General features: G+C 39.3%; 16 protein-coding genes. 1 reads left to right on the plus strand and 15 read right to left on the minus strand.

What is annotated here, in order from left to right; genetic code table 11:
* The 7 genes from EPU_RS10940 to EPU_RS00390 all read right to left on the minus strand — a co-directional run.
* On the minus strand, nucleotides 1-167 hold a 167-nt coding region (locus EPU_RS10940; RefSeq protein WP_010165727.1), incomplete at its 3' end, for a transcription termination/antitermination NusG family protein.
* Between the two features lie 18 nt (nucleotides 168-185).
* Nucleotides 186-383, minus strand: a complete 198-nt coding sequence (secE, locus tag EPU_RS14505; RefSeq protein ID WP_029487709.1) for a preprotein translocase subunit SecE — start codon at nucleotides 381-383, stop codon at nucleotides 186-188.
* A gap of 20 nt (nucleotides 384-403) precedes the next feature.
* Nucleotides 404-556, minus strand: a complete 153-nt coding sequence (gene rpmG / locus EPU_RS12935) for a 50S ribosomal protein L33 (protein WP_010165729.1) — start codon at nucleotides 554-556, stop codon at nucleotides 404-406.
* A 122-nt stretch (nucleotides 557-678) separates the two neighbouring features.
* The gene (locus EPU_RS10945) at nucleotides 679-1,308 is read right to left on the minus strand and encodes a transglycosylase domain-containing protein (protein WP_198006378.1); all 630 of its coding nucleotides are present in this window, start codon (nucleotides 1,306-1,308) and stop codon (nucleotides 679-681) included.
* A 49-nt stretch (nucleotides 1,309-1,357) separates the two neighbouring features.
* On the minus strand, nucleotides 1,358-3,592 hold the full coding sequence (locus tag EPU_RS00380; protein WP_029487710.1) for a SpoIID/LytB domain-containing protein: 2,235 nt from the start codon (nucleotides 3,590-3,592) through the stop codon (nucleotides 1,358-1,360).
* 154 nt (nucleotides 3,593-3,746) lie between these two features.
* On the minus strand, nucleotides 3,747-3,881 hold the full coding sequence (locus tag EPU_RS14235; RefSeq protein WP_010165732.1) for a hypothetical protein: 135 nt from the start codon (nucleotides 3,879-3,881) through the stop codon (nucleotides 3,747-3,749).
* A gap of 39 nt (nucleotides 3,882-3,920) precedes the next feature.
* Nucleotides 3,921-9,797, minus strand: a complete 5,877-nt coding sequence (locus EPU_RS00390) for a hypothetical protein (RefSeq protein WP_029487711.1) — start codon at nucleotides 9,795-9,797, stop codon at nucleotides 3,921-3,923.
* A gap of 170 nt (nucleotides 9,798-9,967) precedes the next feature.
* Here EPU_RS00390 and EPU_RS10950 point away from each other — a divergent pair, with 170 nt between their 5' ends.
* Nucleotides 9,968-10,624 (plus strand): polysaccharide deacetylase family protein, encoded by a 657-nt coding sequence (locus tag EPU_RS10950; RefSeq protein ID WP_010165734.1) that lies wholly within the window; start codon nucleotides 9,968-9,970, stop codon nucleotides 10,622-10,624.
* A 36-nt stretch (nucleotides 10,625-10,660) separates the two neighbouring features.
* On the opposite strand, the gene EPU_RS00400 is transcribed toward EPU_RS10950, so the two are convergent.
* The 8 genes from EPU_RS00400 to EPU_RS00440 all read right to left on the minus strand — a co-directional run bounded on the left by EPU_RS00400 (nucleotide 10,661) and on the right by EPU_RS00440 (nucleotide 20,500).
* A complete protein-coding gene (locus EPU_RS00400) occupies nucleotides 10,661-12,445 on the minus strand; it encodes an FAD-dependent oxidoreductase (RefSeq protein ID WP_029487713.1) in 1,785 nt (594 codons plus the stop codon).
* A 30-nt stretch (nucleotides 12,446-12,475) separates the two neighbouring features.
* Complete coding sequence (locus EPU_RS00405; protein WP_010165736.1) at nucleotides 12,476-13,408, minus strand: BadF/BadG/BcrA/BcrD ATPase family protein; 933 nt, start codon at nucleotides 13,406-13,408, stop codon at nucleotides 12,476-12,478.
* 28 nt (nucleotides 13,409-13,436) lie between these two features.
* Entirely contained in the window at nucleotides 13,437-14,732 is a 1,296-nt protein-coding gene (locus EPU_RS00410) for a 6-phospho-beta-glucosidase (RefSeq protein WP_010165737.1), read from the minus strand.
* 19 nt (nucleotides 14,733-14,751) lie between these two features.
* Nucleotides 14,752-16,590, minus strand: coding sequence for an ABC transporter substrate-binding protein (locus EPU_RS00415; RefSeq protein ID WP_029487714.1), 1,839 nt, complete (start codon nucleotides 16,588-16,590; stop codon nucleotides 14,752-14,754).
* Between the two features lie 18 nt (nucleotides 16,591-16,608).
* Entirely contained in the window at nucleotides 16,609-17,301 is a 693-nt protein-coding gene (locus EPU_RS00420; protein ID WP_010165739.1) for a PIG-L deacetylase family protein, read from the minus strand.
* Complete coding sequence (locus EPU_RS00425; RefSeq protein WP_010165740.1) at nucleotides 17,298-18,296, minus strand: GNAT family N-acetyltransferase; 999 nt, start codon at nucleotides 18,294-18,296, stop codon at nucleotides 17,298-17,300. Before EPU_RS00425 ends, EPU_RS00420 begins: the two co-directional genes overlap by 4 nt.
* A 177-nt stretch (nucleotides 18,297-18,473) precedes the next feature.
* A complete protein-coding gene (locus tag EPU_RS00435) occupies nucleotides 18,474-19,502 on the minus strand; it encodes an ABC transporter ATP-binding protein (RefSeq protein ID WP_029487715.1) in 1,029 nt (342 codons plus the stop codon).
* Nucleotides 19,493-20,500 carry an ABC transporter ATP-binding protein gene (locus EPU_RS00440; protein WP_029487716.1) on the minus strand — a complete coding sequence of 336 codons (1,008 nt, stop codon included), beginning with the start codon at nucleotides 20,498-20,500 and terminating at the stop codon, nucleotides 19,493-19,495. Before EPU_RS00440 ends, EPU_RS00435 begins: the two co-directional genes overlap by 10 nt.
* Between the last annotated feature and the right edge of the window lies 1 nt (nucleotide 20,501).

A 20,501-nucleotide genomic window follows, 5' to 3' on the forward strand; every position in this document is an offset into this window, starting at 1 on the left:
AAGCGTGTGGTACCATTTTTTTCTTCTTCTTCATTATGCATTGGTATTTCAACCTTTTGAATCAACTCTTGCATATTACGATTTTTTATTGCTTTTTCAATATTTACTTTTACTTTATTTTCATACCCCGAATACGTATGCACTACGTACCATTTTGCTTCACTCATTTATAATCCTCCATCATTTTATATCCAGTTATGCAATAGCACTAAGCACTGCCCGAATAAAAAGTCGAAGATAGACAAAATGATCGCAACAAGGATCGAAAGTGTAATGACAGTAGAAGTCTTTGAAAAAAGCTCTTTTCGATTTGGCCAAACTATCCTTTTGCTTTCTGCAACAAAGTCCTTAAAAAAAACTCCCATAACTACCTCCCCGAACATACTTTTAGTTTGCACAAAGATTATTTTCTAGTCTCTTTATGCGGCGTATGTGTTTTACAAAATTTACAATACTTTTTTGTTTCCATTCGATCAGGATGCGTTTTTTTATTCTTGGTCATAGAATAATTTCTACGTTTACATTCCTCACAAGCTAGCGTAATTTGTACTCTCACTATTAGACACCTCCACATTTCTATAAATTTCCATAAAAAAAAAGACCTCATTTAGGCACGTGGTTAATATAGCACACTAAATTAGGCTCGTCAAGCAGTTTTGACAATTTAACTGAATTTTTTTAGTCCTCTGTATCAAAATTTATTACTTCAAAATCAGAYAACGCATCCAAAACTTCTCTTTGTCGCTCCTTACCTAACTCGATATTTGTCGTATATGCGGTCGGCGACTGCGTTACTCCCGCTATAAATGCCGCTTCTTCTAAATTTAAATCTATGGCATTCTTATTAAAATATTCTCTACTTGCCGCTTCAACTCCRTAATTTCCTTGCCCCAAATAGATTATATTACTATATAACTCCAAGATTTCTTTTTTACTAAAACTGCGCTCGATATCCATCGTCATTAACAACTCGGCAACYTTTCTAATTAATGTTTGCTGATTTGAAAAAAACAAATTTTTTGCCAGCTGCTGCGATATTGTACTTCCTCCTTGAACAATTTCTCCAGCTACCAAATTTGAAACCAATGCCCTCGCAATTCCAATTATATCAATTCCAGAATGCAACATAAATCTTCTATCTTCTATCGCCATTATTGCATTCAAAAAATATGGGCTTATTTCATCTATTTCTACATAATCTTCTCGGTTTCTAACAAGCGCTACTGTTTCTTCTAACGATCGACTTTGCTTTGCTTCGCTATAATAGCGATACCCATAGAAAAATACTATCAATCCACACCCAATCACAATAATCGTTATTATCTTCAAAATAAATTTAAATATATCAGTTTCCCCCCTATTCTTCTATACTACCAATTTCTATTCCTTGGTAGTAATGCTTAAGAATTTCATCATAGGTATATCCTCTATTTACCATGCCTCGCACACCCTCTTGACTCATCCCCACGCCATGTCCACTGCCGCCTCCATAAATATTTAAGCTTTTTATCGCACCGTCTTCGTATTCTATATCAAACGTACAAAATGCACTTGGCAACAATGCCAAATCTCTTATCTCTTGATCGTCCGCACGTTTAACGCTCACTTCTTTTGGCGACAAAATTGTTCTAATCAAGTTTTCTGTTTCCACTTCTATACTTTCATTTTCAGCTGTAATTAACATACTAATCAGGTTTCCCCCTTCACCTCTATTTAATACTTCTATATCTAAAATTTTTCCTATGTCATCTATTAATGCGTCTTGCTTTTTATTTCTATTTAAAAATGTTACCTTTTCCTTTTGGCTAGCTGTCAAATTCTGCAGCGCATTATTTATTGCTTCCGAAAGCTCTTCGGCATCAAATTCTGTTTCCCATCTAAACCAAGCAGCATGGTCGTCATAGGAACTGATATCGTCTGCTGACAATTTAAAAAATTCTTCGGCGTCTTCTTCATCTCTCAAATCATATATCTTTCCGGCATCCCAATACTGTGTTACAGCTGTTAAATAGCTAGGGGTTGCTGTGGGGAATATTTCGCTCGCCCAAACCTCTCCATAATTGGCGCTATGCCCTCCCGAGGTGCTATAAAAATTTGCYTTAACCAACCGTCCATTAAATGTCAACACCATTCCCGCTGTTGCTCTTGTTGCCTCCTTTGCGATTTCATCAACTGCCAAGTTGTTATATACCTGGCTATTTGTTGTATCATCTACGTTCGCTCCATATTTTAAGTATTTTGCTGTCGATCCTTCTTGTATTGCAAAACTCCTTGCGCAAATAGCTTGAACCTTGCATGCTTCCACTCCAAAATATGTTGGCATCTCACTATTTATCACTCTGGCTACATAATTTTCTAAATCTACTTCATTTATTAACAGGTACCCTTCCTCTTCTTTATAGATTTCTAAACTGCCCACATATTCTGGGTTAATCCCTCTTCTTGTGATGCTATTTATTTTATAGGCGCTATTATAACTTGGATKAATAACTATCTTTTCTCCTGAATATAATTTTAAACTATCGATGTCAATTATTTCACCTGCTGCATAACTAATTATCTGATTATTGTATGTAATTTGTACACTTTCTTTTGAAGTAATTTGTATATTTTTATGAAAATATTCTCCTTTTCCATCTTCCGTTATTACGACTCTCATATTTTGGGTTGGCAAATTATTAATTATAGACATCGCTGTAATTTGATTATTCTCTGTTGTACAGCTTACTGTTGTTCCTGCAGATAAATTTGTTGTGTCTACGCTCGTTCCTTCTTCTAAAAAGTGTTTTCCATTTTTTTCAAACTCTATATAGTTATCCGCTACTCTCAAAATTTTATCTGARAATTCTCGCGATTCTTTCGAAAATCCTTGCCGTATTTCTAATATCCCCACTATATCATTTCCAGATGCTATCACTTCTAAGTTGTTTCCTATTAATGGTTCTAATATAAGCCCATGATAGGCATAGACYCCGTTTGAGGTTTGCGTCGTCCAGGCCTGCAAGTTGTTGTCTTTTGTTGTCGTCTGCAATATGTCTAATCTTTTTATCTCTAGTTCTCCAGAGCGCCCCACTACATCTAGCGCCATTTTATATGCATTATAAAAATCTAACAACGAAATGCCTTGCTCCGCATCATTGGCATTTGCCAATAATTTAAATTCTTCTCCCAATATATTCTCCAATATTTTTGTCGTCTGTCCGTGCGTCATAATTTTGCTGGAATTTTTTATATCTAAAAAGTCAAATTTAGGATCCTGGCTTATCGTTCTATAATATCTGTCATACCAGCCATCGCCCTGCTCTTCTTTTGCCAGTTGATCAAACATTGTTATCGCCAAAATTTTTACTGCATTAACCTCCAAAAACGGCATCGCATATGTCTGAAYCATTTCCACTTGTACGCCATCCAAGCTACTGCTCTGGGCATTTGCTGTTGGCATTTCTGGCCAAGCATACTCTGCTGTCACATAACCTACTACTCCTGCTAACGTTAGTAATGTCAATACTTTCGGGATGTTYCTTTCGTTTTCAGACTTCCTTTTTCTCTCGTTTCTTCTCATTTTTATTTTATAGCGCTTTGGTTCATTCAAGTTATTTCCTCCCTATATATGAATTTTATCTATCCTATTCTATGCCAATATACAGTCTCTTAGTACACTAGAGCAAATAACTCCCTCTGCATACAAAACAAAAAACGTATCCCCCAACGGAATACGTTTTATTTATTTCAGCAGTCACATCTCTTTACTCTTCATCTACTATCTCATCATCTGCTGTTGCAATTGTATCTCCAGTCTCATCATCTGCTGGTGCACTTCTATCTCCTTCTTTATTATCTGCTGGCGCATCTCCTTTCTCTTTATCTGCTCTTGCATCCACATCTCTTTCCTCATCATCTGTTATTACATCTCCTTTTTTTTATTGGTGTATTACATCTTCTATCTCATCAAATTCTTCTATCTCATAAAATTCTTCTATTTCATCGAATTCCTCTATCTCCATTATCTCATCAAATTCCTCTATCTCTACAAATCCCCCTATCTCCATTGTCTCATCAAATTCCTCTATCTCCACAAATTCTTCTATCTCCATTATCTCATCAAATTCCTCTATCTCTGCAAATCCCCCTATCTCCATTATCTCATCAAATTCCTCTATCTCTGCTATCTCTGCTATCTCCGCTATCGGTGCTATCGATGCTCTCTTTACTATTGTTGTTATATCGTTTATTGTGATTGCATATCTATCAGCCTCATCCGCTATTGTCACCGAACGTTGCATTGACGGTCTCGACGTTTCCCTCTCCACTTGCTTTGATATTGTTAAGCTGTAGTTAATCGATCCGTTATCTGCTATATTAGGTTCTGTATAATTCAGATTTCCTACAACAACATCACCATCTTCGTCCGCTATTATATCTGATATAAGACTTTTTATTTGTGCCACCAAAATCTCGCCTACGTCATTTACGCCAGCATCTTCAGCTTCAAGAATTAACTCAAGCTCATCTTGCTTATGTTCAAAACGTTCCACTGCTGCCTCCACTGCTACTCTTGCATTGCTATCCCAGGTTGCTGGCTCGATTATTACACTCAACTCAGATATTTCGGCTCCATTTATTTTTGCTACAAAGGTGAATTTCCCTTCTTTCGAATTTCCCATATAATCTTGATCTTCTGCAGCTTCGTAGCTCCCCTCAGTAATTTCTATCTTATCAGCTTCGATGTATCCTTCAATTAGACCCGTTACGTATTCTATTAAATTTTGCTCGGCATCTTTATCGTTCCCTGCTTTCGCTACTGTCGATGGAACTTGAAGCTCTTCGTTGCCAAATGCTTCTTTAATTATTTGTTCAACTCTTTCCAATGGCGACTCCGCACTCTCTTTGTTTATCTCGCCAGTTGGCGCAGTTTTTAGTTTCCGCTTAGTATTTTTTACCTCTTCCACACTTCCATTTTCAGTGGTCACTCCTCCAGCAAATGTTGCGTATGCGTTATTTAATGTCGCCAACACGCTCGTATCATCTATGCCATTAGTTATGTTCGTCTCTCCGTTTGTTGAGCCCGCTGTCAGTTCGGTTGCTGTAATTCCTGGCTTATTCATCTTGCTAGCTGCCTCTAAAATTACCCAATTCATCAACTCGATATCACTCGATAACGCATAGTAGCGTCCAAATGGTACTTTCGAATTATCTGCATTTTTGAGCGCAATCGTTGCTGCTATTGTTTTGCGGATCTCTGCAATCCTAGTGTTTATCACGATTTTTGCCTCTGTCACTTCGTCTTTTTTACCATAGCCACCGTCGACTCCGGCTTCAATTATCTGAATAAATTTAGCGATCTGTTTTTCTAGTGTTGCCGCTGCCTCACTATAGTCTTCTTTTTTATTTGACATATATACTTCTCTTGCTTCGTCGTAGGCCTCTGAAATATACGCTATTGGTGTAATTTCTTCGTTATCAATTCTGATTTCTTCTACTGTTACCCATCTTATCGCACCTGCAACATCTGTTCCACTCAATGAGCTTTGTGCAACATTTTTTAATTGATACGCTTCGTTTAGCGCAGCCTCCAAAGCTGTTTTTGCCACTGTCATGTCGTCGGCATTTCCATTTTTGGCTTCTGCCTCGATCTCCTCTATCACTTTCATTAATTCATCTGCTTTAGAATCTAGCAATGCTGGCAACACCCTGCCTGTTCCCATCAAAACTTTAAACCCTTCCTGATCATATTCACCTTCTTTAAAACTACCATACGCGTTGCTCACTGTCATCTTTGCAGTATTGATCGCACTATCCAATTTTCTCTTCATATTTGTTGTGATCCATTGCTCTTCTGGTGCAACATCCATCCCATTAGTGCTCACAATATATTCGATCTCCTCAGCTTCGGCTGCTAAATTTTGAAGCTCCACCCTCTTGATTTCAAATGCTTCATTTGAGCCCTTGCCAGATTTGGTGGCAGATTTTACTATTACATCAGTGACATTTTGGAGCGTCGTCATTGCAGTCTCCAAACTTCTTGCTGTTGTCGCTGTAGTGAGCGCATTTTTGGCTTTCCATATTGCTTCGTTGTAGGTTTTATACACCAAAGTCGGTACAAAATTCATGGTCTCCGAAACTTCAATGCCAGTATTCGTGAGGCTGCGTCTAATCTCTGTAATTCCATTTGTGTTTTCTAGCTTCGCAAAGCCATCATCTGAAAAATCAGCGTAGTCGAATATGCCGCTCTCATCTTTTCCAATCAAGCTAAATGCTTCCGATACCGCAATATACAAATCTTCATAAGCGATAGATGCCGCATCAAACATTGTTTTTTCGTCTACTGCTGCCTCAAAAGTTTCTGCAGCTGCGTTCAGTGTATCTAAAGCTTCGTCTAATGCCGCTTTGGTGATATTTTTTGAACTGTTCACAACCCTCTGTGCCTGGCTTATGGCATCAACATAGTCCTCCACTGCTCCTGCATATATCCACTTGTTGCCCACGATCACATCCATTCCATTTTCTTTTGCAGTAACACGAACTCGCGATGCATCTCCATCGACCTCAACAATTTTGGCGTCTACTATCTCCACTTCAACTTTTTCATGAGTATACGCTTGACCCGCTGTTCCGTTGTATGCGGTATAAGTAGTCTCCAGAGGATTTGTACCCGGCATATACACCAAATCATTAACCGCCTCGACCGCTTTGGCGATTGTATTCTTTATCTGTACATCTGCAATACCCGATTGACCATAATGTATTTTCGACGCCATATCTACTATAGTATGGTCATTAATATCTACCGCATAGAATGTTTCGTAGGCATTTTTTAACTTGTCCCTCTCTATTTCGAGATCATTTATCGGCATTTTTACCAAATATATGTTCAAATTTACTGAATTTTCCAATATTTTTTCTGCAGTTAAAACGGCTGTTTCTATTTTATTGAAATCTGCCGCRGCAGCCCACAACTCCGTCAATGCTAGATCCATCCCTCCGTCATTGCTTATCTGAATATTTTCATATGCAACAACTGGCTCTCTATACTCTGCATTATGTCCTKCYGTACTTCCATCGTTTCTGTTRTTTCCATATTTGGAGTTGTCAATGTAAATTCGCATCTGTGCAACAACATCTTGGTAGGCTTCTTTGGTCCCATCTTGTAGAGTGGCTTCAAATGTTGTTGCGGCCGAATTCAATGCAGTGAGGGCAGCCTTCATCTTGGCCTCCGTTGCATAGCCAGATTCAAATTCTGCTTTTGCCTGAGTATATGCATTTGTGTATTCTGCCTTGGCAGCTGCAGTTGTCCATTTATTAGCAGCCTCGACGTCTGCGCCATACAAAKCGCTTATTGTAGTGTTAAGATCCGCTTCGGTTTTCTCCAGCTGAGTTCCCAACTTTCCTTTTGCCATAGCCAGAGCCGAAATTTCCTGAACTGTAGCCTTACCTATTTTAGGCTCAAACTTCATCGCTGCCTCGTTAGTTGCTATTTGGGCCACAATTGCTGTTTTCTCTACAGATTCTGTTAGATTGACATACGAAGACGCTATCGCTGCGGTCAATTTATCCATCACAGCTTTCGATACGTAAAAATTATATTCCGCAATATTCTCGCCATCCATATCGCTAACCTGAATGCGGGCATCGTTTTCATCCCAGAGCGCGCGGTTTGCCTCGATATAGCTATTGTATAATTTCACCTTTGCATTGTCGAGAGAGATATCCACCTTCTTATTCTGCTGCGCTTCAATCGCCTTCACAAGATCATGCAAATTCTCTTTATTCTTATCCTGTTCAAGCTCTGTAATTGCCTTCTCTGTRTTTGTTATTTCGTTTGTTGTTGCATATATAATATCGTCCATTAATTCTSGMTTTAGGTATYSAKTTATCTTYTCTTGATTAATCAATACATMTGCTGGTTTTTCTGTAAAGATGCCGTTTGCCTCTGGAATTACCGTACTGTCGACAATCGTATTTAACATCTCAAACGTCAACAAATCTAGCCCATCCACAACGTCGCTTTTTYGTGCCTCTKTAATTAAGCTTCTGGCTTCCTGGATTTTCGCATCTGCAATTTCGTCCACATTGGCTATTGTTTCAAAGCCAAATTTATCTGCTATTTTTATTAGCCCAGTTGCAGTCTCGAAATATYCGTTGCCATATTTTTCCACATATTTTAGTGGATACTTAATTTCTATATCAYTGACATTTTTGATATTTGCTGTTTCATTTAATATATGCAACGATTTTTGGAGCGCAGTTTCTAAGGCAGAAAGCTTAGCTTCGCTAACCCACTGGTCTCCTTCTTCTCCCTCCGTATCTAAACCTGTTCCATCGGCAGAAACAAAATATCCATCTGCAACTTCAAGATTTTCTAATGTATACTTTTTTTCATCCTCTACAGTCTCCACATTTACCGCAAAATTTAGCCCCTCATAATCTTCTACACCTGCAACAACCTCTGTCGTTTCAGGCAAAGCTACAATCTCACTTACTTTGACCGCAAGGCTGCGTATCTCTTGATCATAGGCCATTCTTAAAACATCTGCGGCATTACTCGCTGTTGCATTAAACTCCGCYACCGCAGTTTTCAATCGCTTGCTTGCATTGTCAAAATATCCTGGCACCATTTCGTTTGCTGCCAAATGCTCGGGCACTGTATTGTTTGCCATAAATCGATCCACTTCCACTAGCGCTTCTTTCAACTCCGCAAAGGCAGCATAAGATACGTACTGATGAATRCCTCCCCCTAACGGCTTTCCATTTTTATCGAGGATTCCGTTTTCTGATAGCTCAACTGCTACCGGCTTATAACTTACAACCGTTTTGTCCGCAACATTTTCGACCGCAACATTTTCGCCCGCAGCATTTAGCCCCACAACGCTATCATATTTTAATYCATCCACATCCTTTTTAAATTTRGTATACGCACTGTCCAAGCCATCTATAAATTTCTCATAGGCCACATTTAARGTTTTTAACCCCTCTACAAAGTCCTCTTCTTTGGCATATACCTTATTCTCAGATATTTGATATGGCTGTGCAGCTCGATTTAGGCATACGTCTCCAATTTTTCCATTTTTATCCACACTTCTTGTGTTTGCCAAGATATTTGTAGCTTCTAGTGCAACAGGATTTATGCTTTCTATCAATTCTTCCGCGGCATCAAGTGTAGTTTGCATTTCGATTATCGCACTTTCCTCGGCCTCTTCTTCAGCACCCGAATTCTTCCCTTTCACATTTTCCATATGCTTTGATATTTCCGTAACTTTTCTGATCAGATCTTCTGCTGCCACTTTATATGTATGCCCCGTACCCATTTCAAATTCTGCCTCCGCCAGAAACGCATCGTTTGCCGTTTTCAATCGCGCTACTGTCGCAGATATATCTGTCAATACATCCGGGTTTATTGACGATGCTCTACTCATTTCTGCGCCTCCAAACAACGACTGAACGGTCCCCTCTAGTTTTTTATACGCACTATCTGGGGTTGCATCTATGTATTTTTGATTCGGCCTACCTGCTGGTGCGGAACCTATTGCAACATTACTGCCGTTAAATTCGATTCCCCCAACTTCAGAATGATTCACTTGCAAATATCGAAGCGACCTCATTAGTTCCTCATCTAATGCGTATAGCGATTGAAATTCCTCTACACTCACAATTCCATTTTCATCGAATGAATCTTGCGTGGGTAGATGCGAGATGTCGCTATCATCTATTGCCGCAAATGTAGCTGTTGTAATCGCCGCAGTTGCCGTTGTTATTATTGCCATAGCTAGTAATTTTTGATATTTCCTCATCATAGACATAATTTTCTCCTTTATAGTTTGCTGCAACATATTTTACATGTTATATATCGCCATTTTTGCACTAAATATTAATTATTGCCTAAAAATCCCTGTACTTACCATTTATTGCAGCGTGTCCTTGACGCAGTTTCTGGATATCACTATAATATTTTTCGAAAGGGGAGAATTTTATGTATCCAAATGGAGCCACCAAAGCTGTTACATTTAGCTATGACGACGGTGTGACACAAGACAAACGCCTGGTAGAAATTTTTAATCACTATGGTCTCAAAGCCACATTTAATATCAATTCGGGGTTGACAGATGATCCGAACCGATTAACGGCGACACAAGTTCGCGAGCTCTACACAAACCACGAAATTGCTTGCCATGGGCGTGCTCACCTACGGCTTCCAGACTTAACTCTTGCAGATGCGACCGAAGAAATAGTAGAAGATAAACGCAACCTCGAGGCCCTGCTCAAGCGAGATGTTCGCGGTATGGCATACTCATTTGGACAAGTCAACGATGCCGCAATTGCCATTATGAAAGATGCCGGAATAGTCTATGGACGAGCAGTTAAAAGCACTTTTGACTTTGCGCTTCCGACAAACTGGTATCGTTGGTTGCCTACTACACACCACAAAAACGACGAACTCTTCGACCTAATCGATCAATACAAAAAGCTCAACAGCAAAGACCTCAGTCTCTTTTATATATGGGGCCACAGCTACGAATTTGACAACTGCTGGGACCGCATCGAAAAGTGTGCCGAGCTTCTTAGCAATCGCGACGATATCTGGTATTGCACTAACATCGAGCTATACGATTATATTCACCAAATATAAATTAAACCTCCCAATATAATATAGGGAGGCGAATTTTTAGTAGATTCTCAAATCACAAATTCTTGCATATGGATCTCCATAATTTTCTAACACAGTAATTTTTATTTTATCTGCAATCACATCTACATGATGCTTATTGACACGYTGATAATTGCCCTCRACTTCTGTTGAAGCCACTTTTTCGTTACCTTGAAAATACTCGATTACATAGCTTTTTACCAACTGATAGGGCATTTCCTCTACTTGCCTATCTCTATGACTTTCTGCGATACTTGTTGCAACCGTTCTATTAAAGTCTGGGTCAAATCTCAATACCAGTTCCTTTATCGGCATAAGCTTTTCAAATTCCACTTCTACAAATTGCCCATCTTCTTCTAATTTCTCAGATACCCATGCATTTTCGTCATCATAGATTCGTCGCGCAAAGTCTGAGTTTATCATTTTGGGCTCACAATTTTTCTGATAAGAAGACGCAGTAATTTTGCATGGATTGTTTGAGATCAGATCATCTTTATCTTCCGTCTTGATAGAAGGTAAATACGCATCATCTTTTATGAGTAGTTGCTGGAGCTCCTTGATATGCTCATTCACTTGTCTTGGCAATATATCGTATTTCGTCGCAATAGCAGCTGCAGTTCCTATTGCTTGCCCAATTACAGAGCAAGTGCCTATAACGCGAGTTGAGCTCATGGCCATATGCGATACGCTAAAGCAACGACCGCCAGCATAGAGGTTTTCGATGTTTCTACTATACAAGCTTCGATATGGTATTGTATAGACATCTCTTACCGGATGCCAAATCGAGCCACCTTCATCGTTTTTGTGGGCCTTTTCCCAAACCTTTGCTCGGATTCCGCCAACAATATGATCATCCATCGACCATCCACCATAGGCAACGGCATCTGCAAATCTTTCATGAGCTTGAATATCATTTTGATTTAACACATAATCTCCAATGATTCTTCTTGACTCACGCTTACCTGGAACTGCTCCAAACCAGTCTAGCATAAGGTTTTCTGCTTCTGGATATTCTCCCGAGTTTTTAATATAGTCAAAAATTCCATACGCATATTTAATAAGCTCGTCGCGGACTTCTTCGGCATCTTCAGTAGTCGAAAAGTCATCGTCTCCGCCAACTTCACACCACCAGTATCCGTTACTCAATTCATGAACCTTTCTTTTTCCAATATATTCCTTAGTCATCTTATATGCCCATTCTGGACAAGTAAATTTTACAGGTTTGCCAAGATCTCGAGTTGTAAATAGCAAAGTACTGCCCATCGTATGCTTAGTTGCTACTTCTGGAGCCAGCGATTCGTTATATGTCGAACGCGCTTCGTGACCTATAGTATAATCTGCTCCCGCCGCATATGCCAAGTTCGCGTCTCCRGTTGTGTCGCAAAACAGTTTTGCTGCCAATACAAATTCCTTTTGAGTTGTAACTTGAAATGCTGTGATAGATTTAATTTTATTGTCCTCTACAACACACCCAGTCATGCTTGTATTCAAATACAAATCGATATTCGGTTCATTCTTTATAAACTCCCAATTTATATGGTCTAATATATTAAACGAATGCCCCACATTAAACTTTTTATTTTTTAGTAAGATTTCTAAGATAATTCCGCTTTCCATTGCGTGCTGAAAATTTCCAATTCTTCCGGCTCCATTGATACTAACCTTCACTTCGCTACTAGCGTTTCCRCCCAAAACGGGTCTATTGTGTACCAATGCGGTTTTTACGCCATTTCTTGCTGCACTTATCGCAGCGCATACGCCAGACATTCCTCCGCCAACTACTATAAAATCATACTCTCTCACAATAGCATCTCCCTATCAATTTACCACTTTTTATTTTATACTTCTACACGCAATAATTGCCGCTCCATACGAAGCGTCTTTCTCGAGCGTTTTAATATTTGTTAATGTGTGTCTTTGCTTAAGTTTATTAGAGAATTTCAAATTTATTGCTTGATTCTTTACAATTACGCTTCCATCTATAACTACATCTACTGGCTTTTTCAAAAACGAYAGCTTCTTCATTGCGCTTTCCACACTAATATATAAACTATTTACTACATCGTCAACTATCATAATCGCAATAGGGTCATCGAGATCATATGCAACCTCTATCAGCTTTGCCAAATCCGCTATATGCTGTTTTGATATATTGGGCTTATAAATTTCATCTACAATATCTCTTTCGTTGTCTACCTTAAAATATTCTAATACCAATTTGGTTAAAACTGTCGCCATATCTCTTCCATCGTATGCTTTCATTACTGCATTCAATATTTTAATTGCAATATAATATGCGCTACCCTCGTCGTCAAATATGTGTCCCCAGCCACCAATTCTACAACTTTTGCCTGTACTATTTACTCCATAGCATATCGAGCCTGTTCCAGCGATCAAGAGAATACCTTCTTTTCCTCCAGTTCCTGCCATTAATGCCGTCTCCGCATCATTGGTTACGATCAGTTTTCCATCATATCCTATATCATTTTTCATAATCTTTGCAATAGCATCTTGTACAGAATGCCACGAGCCACTTGCAATTCCCATACACACCGCTCTACAATCTGATAATTTGTATCCTCTATCCAACACTCCCTCTTTTATTACTTGCACCAGCGATTCGCTTGCAACATCCACTCCACTCGCTAATACATTACTAGGCCCTGCCACCGCTTCTTCTATTACATTAATTACGCCACTATTAAATGTGCACATCGTCAGCTTCGTTTTTGTTCCACCGCCATCTATGCCTACTACATACTCCATATCTTACTTCCCTCCATACAAATTTGTATTATTTAGTAAATCTTGGTAAATATTTTTTATGCGCTTCAAACATTTCATCGAGAATTTTGATTGCATATTTCTGTGAGCTAACCAACGGATTTATCATCATTGCCAAAAGCGCTTTATTATATTCTCCTGTTATTGCCGCTTCGCAGGTTGCAACTTCAAATGACTTGATCTGATTTAGTAGACCCTTTACGCATTTTGGCATTTTGCCTACTGCAACTGGCACCGGCCCATTGCTTGTAATCATCGCACTAATCTCTACCACCTCATCATACTCAAACTCCGCCATTACTCCTCTATTTAGAGTGTTTACAATCTGAAGATCGCCTTTGTCATTATATATCGAACTAATTAAATTACAAGCCGCATCGCTGTAATATGCGCCACCACGTTGCTCTAACTGTTTTGGCTTTTCTGCAAGATCTATATCAGTGTATAGCTCAAATAATTCTGTTTCTAAACGCTTTACATTTTCGGCGCGTGTTCCGTGATTTTTAAATTTGTCCACTGCTTCTTCGAGGGATTCTTTTGCCATATAATAATATCGATGATACGGCGAAGGCAATACGCCAAGTTCTCGGACAAAAGCGTTCGACCACTCAGTTCCCGAAATGTTGTTCATGCTGTGAGTACCCCACTTGCTAATTACATATTCGGTAACATCTTTGCCATCGCACACAACTTTTGTAACGTAGCTCATGTGATTTAGTCCGCCCATAAAAATTCTTACATCAGACTTTGGACGATCCAAAATTTTTGCAATTGCAGTGTGCATATCAAACGGCACATTACAAAGCCCGATCACCTTATTTATATTGCTATACCTATTTACAGCTTCTGTTATTATTCCAGCTGGATTTGTAAAATTGATTAACCACGCATCTGGAGACAGCTCTTCTATATCTTTGCAAATATCTAATATTACAGGAATAGTTCGAAAGGCCTTAAACATTCCTCCGGCTCCGTTTGTTTCTTGGCCAAACAATCCATAACTAAGCGGAATTCGTTCATCCTTAATTCGCGCATCTAATAGCCCTACTCGCATCTGAGTTGTTACAAAGGTGGCATTTTTGAGGGCCTCTCGTCTATCTAATGTTAGATTTACTGCAATGGGTAGTCCCGACTTTTCTACCATTCGCTTTGCCAGATTTCCAACAATATCCAATTTCTCTTTGCCCTCTTCGCAATCTACTAGCCAAATCTCATCCACTGGCAGCTCTTGGTATCTCCTGATAAATCCTTCGATTAGCTCTGGGGTATAACTTGATCCCCCTCCTATTGTAACTATTTTTAACATATCGTATTCCCCCTTCGGCTTATTCTACAAAAAATATTTCTCCACCACGAAGCATTTTGGCAATCATTAAATTTAATGGGCCAAAGTAATAAAAGCTTTTTTGCACTTCATTTGGAACAGCTTCTGGCAAACTTAATGTTACGTCATACACTCGCAACGGCGCCGCTTTTTCTACCAATGGCATAAACAAACACAGCTCATTGTTCAACTGCATGAATTCATGCGTTATTGCTTGAGTTTCTTCTGGAGTCATTGCGGCAAAAAGCTCTTTTAGCATCTTCGTAACATTGTATTCTTTTTCTGTAGTAGGCGAAAATATTATACGATCCTCACCTTTAGGCACTTCCGGAAGCCCTATTCTAGGTGAGTTCAAAATATTACTAAACGCTTCCCACGGATGTGCATACGTTCCGGCACCTCCCAAAAATACGCCTCCAATGGTGTGATTTGGTCCGTTTAAATATGTCCAAACTGTACCGCTCTCCATTGGCGCATACTTAATTTTAAAGCCAAACTCTGACAACATCGTAGACATTGCTTCTGCAGTAAGCATAAAAGTTGGCCACGAGTTGATTGTTGCGATTTCTATCTCCACATGCTCGCCTTTTTCGTTTATCCATTTGCCCTTATCATCGCGGCTCCAGCCGATTGACGTTAGCATTGCCTCTGCCGCTGCTGGATTGTATGAATAATCGGTTAGCGTGCTTAAAAATTGGGGATCTGCATATGTTTCAATCATGCTTGGAGTTAGCCCTGTGTTGTACTGATCACTCAAAAAGCTTCCGGGCTCTGAAATTTGAATTAGGATATCTCTATTTGTTGCCATAGATATTGCTTTTCGTACTTCTGGAATATTCACAGGATATTTGGCCTCATTAAAGACGTAGCCAATTTGCGAAATCTCTGGTACATAAATTTTACGCAAAGTATCTCTAAATCGTTTATCCACTTGCCTCGACATATCTGGCGACAATCCTCCATTTTCGATAGTATACTGCCCTTCTAATATGGAGGTCGCAAATGCCTCTGCGCTCCCTGGACGCAGTCCTCGTATTTTGTCTATGGCAACATCAACTCTGTAATGCGGATTTTCTTCAAATATCACCTCCGCCGTTGTCGCATTAGTCATGATATATGGCCCAGACGCAATTACATCTCGAATGTTTGGTTTATATGCCAGCATCTTGTTATTTGCATCTGCAAGCAACGCGGCGCCCTCTGCCGTAAATTTGTAGTTTCCAGTTTCTGGATTTAACTCACGATAATTGAGTGCAATATCCTTATACGCTTCTGCATATTCTCCATAGACCGATGCTGGGGACATAATTGGCAAGGCAAAAGTAATATTAAGGAGCAAGGGGCTTTCAGTTACATAATCTACTTCTATAGTTCTATCATCAATTTTCTTTAGCTCCGTTGCGTAAGTCCAAAACGCGCTTCTGCCAACATTCAAATAATAGTTTGTCATCACGTCAGCTGCGGTAAGCGGAGATCCGTCACTCCATTTTAGATCTTCCTTTAATGTCATCGTYAAATGAGTCCCATCCAATTTGAAGCTCTCCAGCAAACTCGTTTTGAACATTCTCTCTGGAAATGGCGAAAATTCACAGAGATAATCATAGACTAATGGCTGAATCGACCAATTTATTCCTGCAGCATCATATGGGTTTCCATTAAAMGCTGGTGGGGGCTGAATATCTATCAATGTTGTTAACACTTTTTCCTTATTAATTGCGCCTGTTGATTCCAACTTAAACTGTGTATTTTCTAATACAACTACATCGTCTCTGTCGTCACTCGCAGCGCATCCTGATAAAATCATCATCATACTTATCAATAATGCTTTCACTTTTTTCATTTAATATCCTCCAGTTGTTTATAACTCATTGCGAATAATTCGTTTTTCTCGCTCTTGTATATTAAATGCTTCTGCGTATTTCTTTCTGGCATCAATTCCGCGAATGCGTTTCAAGTTAGAGTAATATTCTTTATATGGATATGACGGCGAATGAAGTGCAAACCAGTGGTGGTTTATTGCTTTTTCCCACAATTGATAGCCCTCTTCTGTCACTTCCACATATACATACGGCTTAAAATCGGTTGGGTCTTCCCAATTTTCTGCATAGTATGGCCCTGCCGCCCAATGTGGGGGCAACGCTCTTTCTATGGATGCTAACCCGGCATAAAACTGCGCCGCGTTTACAATTTGATGAGTTAGAGAATGATCTTTGTGCATACTATTTTTCCAATGCGTAATTAATACGTTGGGCTTATATTTACGAATCGYATCACACAGTTCCCAGCGCACTTCTTCATTATCTGGCAACTCGCCGTCGGTATATTTAAATATTACAGCTTCTCCACCCAACTCTTTTGCAAACTGATTTGCCTCTTCTATTTTTTGAGTTCTATATTCTGATACTGTTTTATCTGGCGGATTTCCTCTTTCTCCACCAGTTAAAGCCACTGTTACAATTTTGTCTCCTCTTACAGCCGCGCTAGCAAGTACGCCGCCTGCAGTTAGTTCCATATCACCAACATGTCCGCCAATAGCCATTATAGTTCTCATCGCATTTCCCTCTCTCGCATCTCTTTGCGCATTACTTGCCAATTTTTTACAATTTTAAATTCGGCCGATTCATAAATGTTTCTAGCAGGATTGTTATCGCCCGTAAACAATGACATAAACGTTGCACCTTCATCTTTTAGGCTTTTACACAACGAGCTAAACAAAACTTTTCCTGCGCCCATTTTTCTATAATCCGAGTGGATGCCGATGCCAATAAAAAATCCTCTTCCACTCATTTGAACTCTCAAAGGCCCTGCAAAGCCACAAACTTTATCTCCGTCTAAAATTACCAACACCGGATCGATCGCATTCATTATGCCTTCTCGCCACAATTCATTTTTGAGGTTATCAAAGAGTTCTTTGATCCCTTTATGTCGCTGCAGGTCTAGATACCCTATAGTAATTCCACGTTCATTTAGATCTTGAATGTTTTGTACAACCTCTGGAGCATATTCAAAATCTACCAAACTTTTAAGATATGTGTTTTGACAAATAACATCTCGATATCTCAAATTTTTAAAGAAAATATAAGCTTCCGTTGATACATCCACACCTTGTGTATTGGGATGGTCATACGCGGCATATCCCGGAATATTCCAATCCAAATTAATTGGGTTAAAGAAGCTGATTTCAAAGCGCTTAATTTCCTCTTCTACTTCGGCGGCTTCCAAATGCTCAACCATTGCCCTTCCGATCCCGGCGCGGCGATACTCTGGGTCCACCGCCACAAACGTTACGAAGCCTATCTCGTTTGCAACAATTCCATTTACAAATCCAATGCACTTTTCTTGATCCATTACTACATAGTTATATTTTTTGTATTGGGTTTCATCTACAAAATGTTCTTCAAAATCTGTTGTTGATAATATTTTATAAACCAATTTATCTTCCTTGATTATGTTATTATATAATTTAACTACTTTTTCCAAATTTTCATTAGTTAACTCTTCTATAATATATTCAAATTTTCCTATGTTCTTATTTCTCAATTTCATTTTATTCCTCCGTTTTATCAAGCAATCTTCTAAACCATCTTAAAAAAAGAAATCCTGCGACTATTACAACTAAATTTATTACAATAATAATACAATAGACTACAAAAGCCTCTTTATTTTCTAACATAATCACTACCCCAAATGCAGCAAATACGATAATTATAATCGCAAGGCTAATCAATCCATAAATGAGCTTTTCGATCTGGCTCTTAATATTTCTTTGGTGTGGTGGCATTTTACTTTTCCCTTCTCTTTTAGATCCTCTTCGCTATATTCTAACAACCGCGGTTCCTCCATTTCACATAATTTATCTGCATTTGGGCACCTAGGGTTAAATTTACAGCCAGTTGGCAAATTCAACAAGCTTGGCATATCTAGCGACTTTAGTGGTAAACTATCCGCAAAATTTGAACGCCTATCAGGATCCGCTTCTGGCACTGCGCTAACCAAGGCATATGTGTATGGATGCTTTGGATTTTCTATTGTTTCCTGAATTTGACCTATTTCCACCTGTCTTCCCAAATACATAACTACGATACGCCCATGTGATGCGATATATCTGGCGGTACCCAAGTCGTGCGTTATATATATAAATGAGATTTTATATTTTTGATTCATTCTCGTCATTAGATCTAGAAGCGAAATTCTAAGTGACACATCTACCATAGAGACCGGCTCATCTGCAACTATCAGCTTGGGCTTCATTGATAATGCCCTTGCAAGCAATATTCTCTGTCGCTGCCCACCACTAAGTTGATGCGGATATTTTTCCAAAAATTGTTCTGGGGGAGTTAACCCCACTTCAACTAAATACTCCATCAGCATCTGCGCGGCATCTTTACTGCCCTTCACAATCTTATGTTCGTATAGCGGAATCGAAAGCGAYTGAAAAATTGTTTTGTTGGGATTTAATGCCGCAAACGAATCTTGATGGACCATCTGAACTCCCAGTCTATAGTCCTTATAATTTGCGCCAGTTAATTTTGTTACGTCTTTACCCTTATATAAAATTTGTCCGCTAGTTGGTTTATGAACCCCTACAATCACTTTGCCTAACGTTGTCTTTCCGCTTCCGCTTTCTCCTATTACTGCAATGATTTCGCCTTCGTCTATCGTGAGATTTGCATCTACCACTGCCCCAATAACATTTTCTTTTTTGCCACTCGGGAAAATCATATTGACATTTTTCAGTTCCATTAATGACATAGCGTATTTACCTCTTCCCATTTATAGCATCTCGATATTTGCCCCGTGGGTGTCTCATACATAAAATCTGTCAGCTCCTTATTTCCACCGCATCCATCTTCTAAATACACTGGGCAACGTGGAGCAAACCTRCAGATGTTCGGCAACTTTAGCATATTGGGCGGATAGCCTGGTATYGCTCGCCGCTTGCTTATATCATCTTTTAGCGAGGGGATTGCGTGCATCAGTCCATAGGTATACGGATGTTTTGGTACCTTAAATACGTCTTCTACTTTCCCATATTCTACCAATTGCCCAGCATACATAACAGCAATTCGATCTACAATGGACCCAATGATAGATACGTCATGCGTCAAAAAGATCATTGTAATTTCTCGTTCGTGATGAATCTTTTTTAGAATATCGATGATATACCACTGAGTTATAACATCCAAGGCAGTGGTCGGCTCATCCAATATTATAATGTCTGGCTCCAGTAGCAAACTCAAAGCAATAATCGTTCGTTGCTTCATCCCGCCGCTAAGTTGATGCGGATAGCTATCCAATACGCGTTCTTCCAAACGAACTTGCGCTAAAATCGTTTTGGCTTTTGCCACAATCTCTCGCTCTTCTATCTTTGGATTGTGAGCCCAAGCTGTTTCTAAAAAATGTTCTCGAACTAACAAAGAGGGGTTAAGCACATTTTGCGCCGCTTGAAACACCGTTGCAATTTTACTCCATCTAAACTTTTGATAACCYTTAGCTCCTAATTGCAGCAAATCGACTACTTCACCATCTGGAGCATGATATAAAATTTTGCCATCTGCTATTTTTCCTGGAGGCTTAATAGTTTGGAGTATGCCTGCRGCCATAGTCGACTTACCACTGCCGCTTTCTCCGATTATGCCTACAATGTCGCCCTTATAAATATTTATGGTAACGCCATCGCARGCACGCAACAAACCACTGGGCGTTTTAAAATCAATACATAAATTTGTAATTTCTAAGATTGGTTCCATC

It is taken from the genome of Candidatus Epulonipiscium viviparus (assembly GCF_000171335.1).
In the GTDB taxonomy this organism is placed as follows: Bacteria; Bacillota; Clostridia; order Lachnospirales; family Cellulosilyticaceae; genus Epulonipiscioides; species Epulonipiscioides viviparus.

What these genes read in the sequence shown, in the direction of transcription:
- EPU_RS00410 (WP_010165737.1), bottom strand. Translation starts at nt 14,732, where the DNA reads ATGTTAAAAATAGTTACAATAGGAGGGGGATCAAGTTATACCCCAGAG.
- EPU_RS00425 (WP_010165740.1), bottom strand. Translation starts at nt 18,296, where the DNA reads ATGAAATTGAGAAATAAGAACATAGGAAAATTTGAATATATTATAGAA.
- EPU_RS10950 (WP_010165734.1), top strand. Translation starts at nt 9,968, where the DNA reads ATGTATCCAAATGGAGCCACCAAAGCTGTTACATTTAGCTATGACGAC.
- secE (WP_029487709.1), bottom strand. Translation starts at nt 383, where the DNA reads ATGTTCGGGGAGGTAGTTATGGGAGTTTTTTTTAAGGACTTTGTTGCA.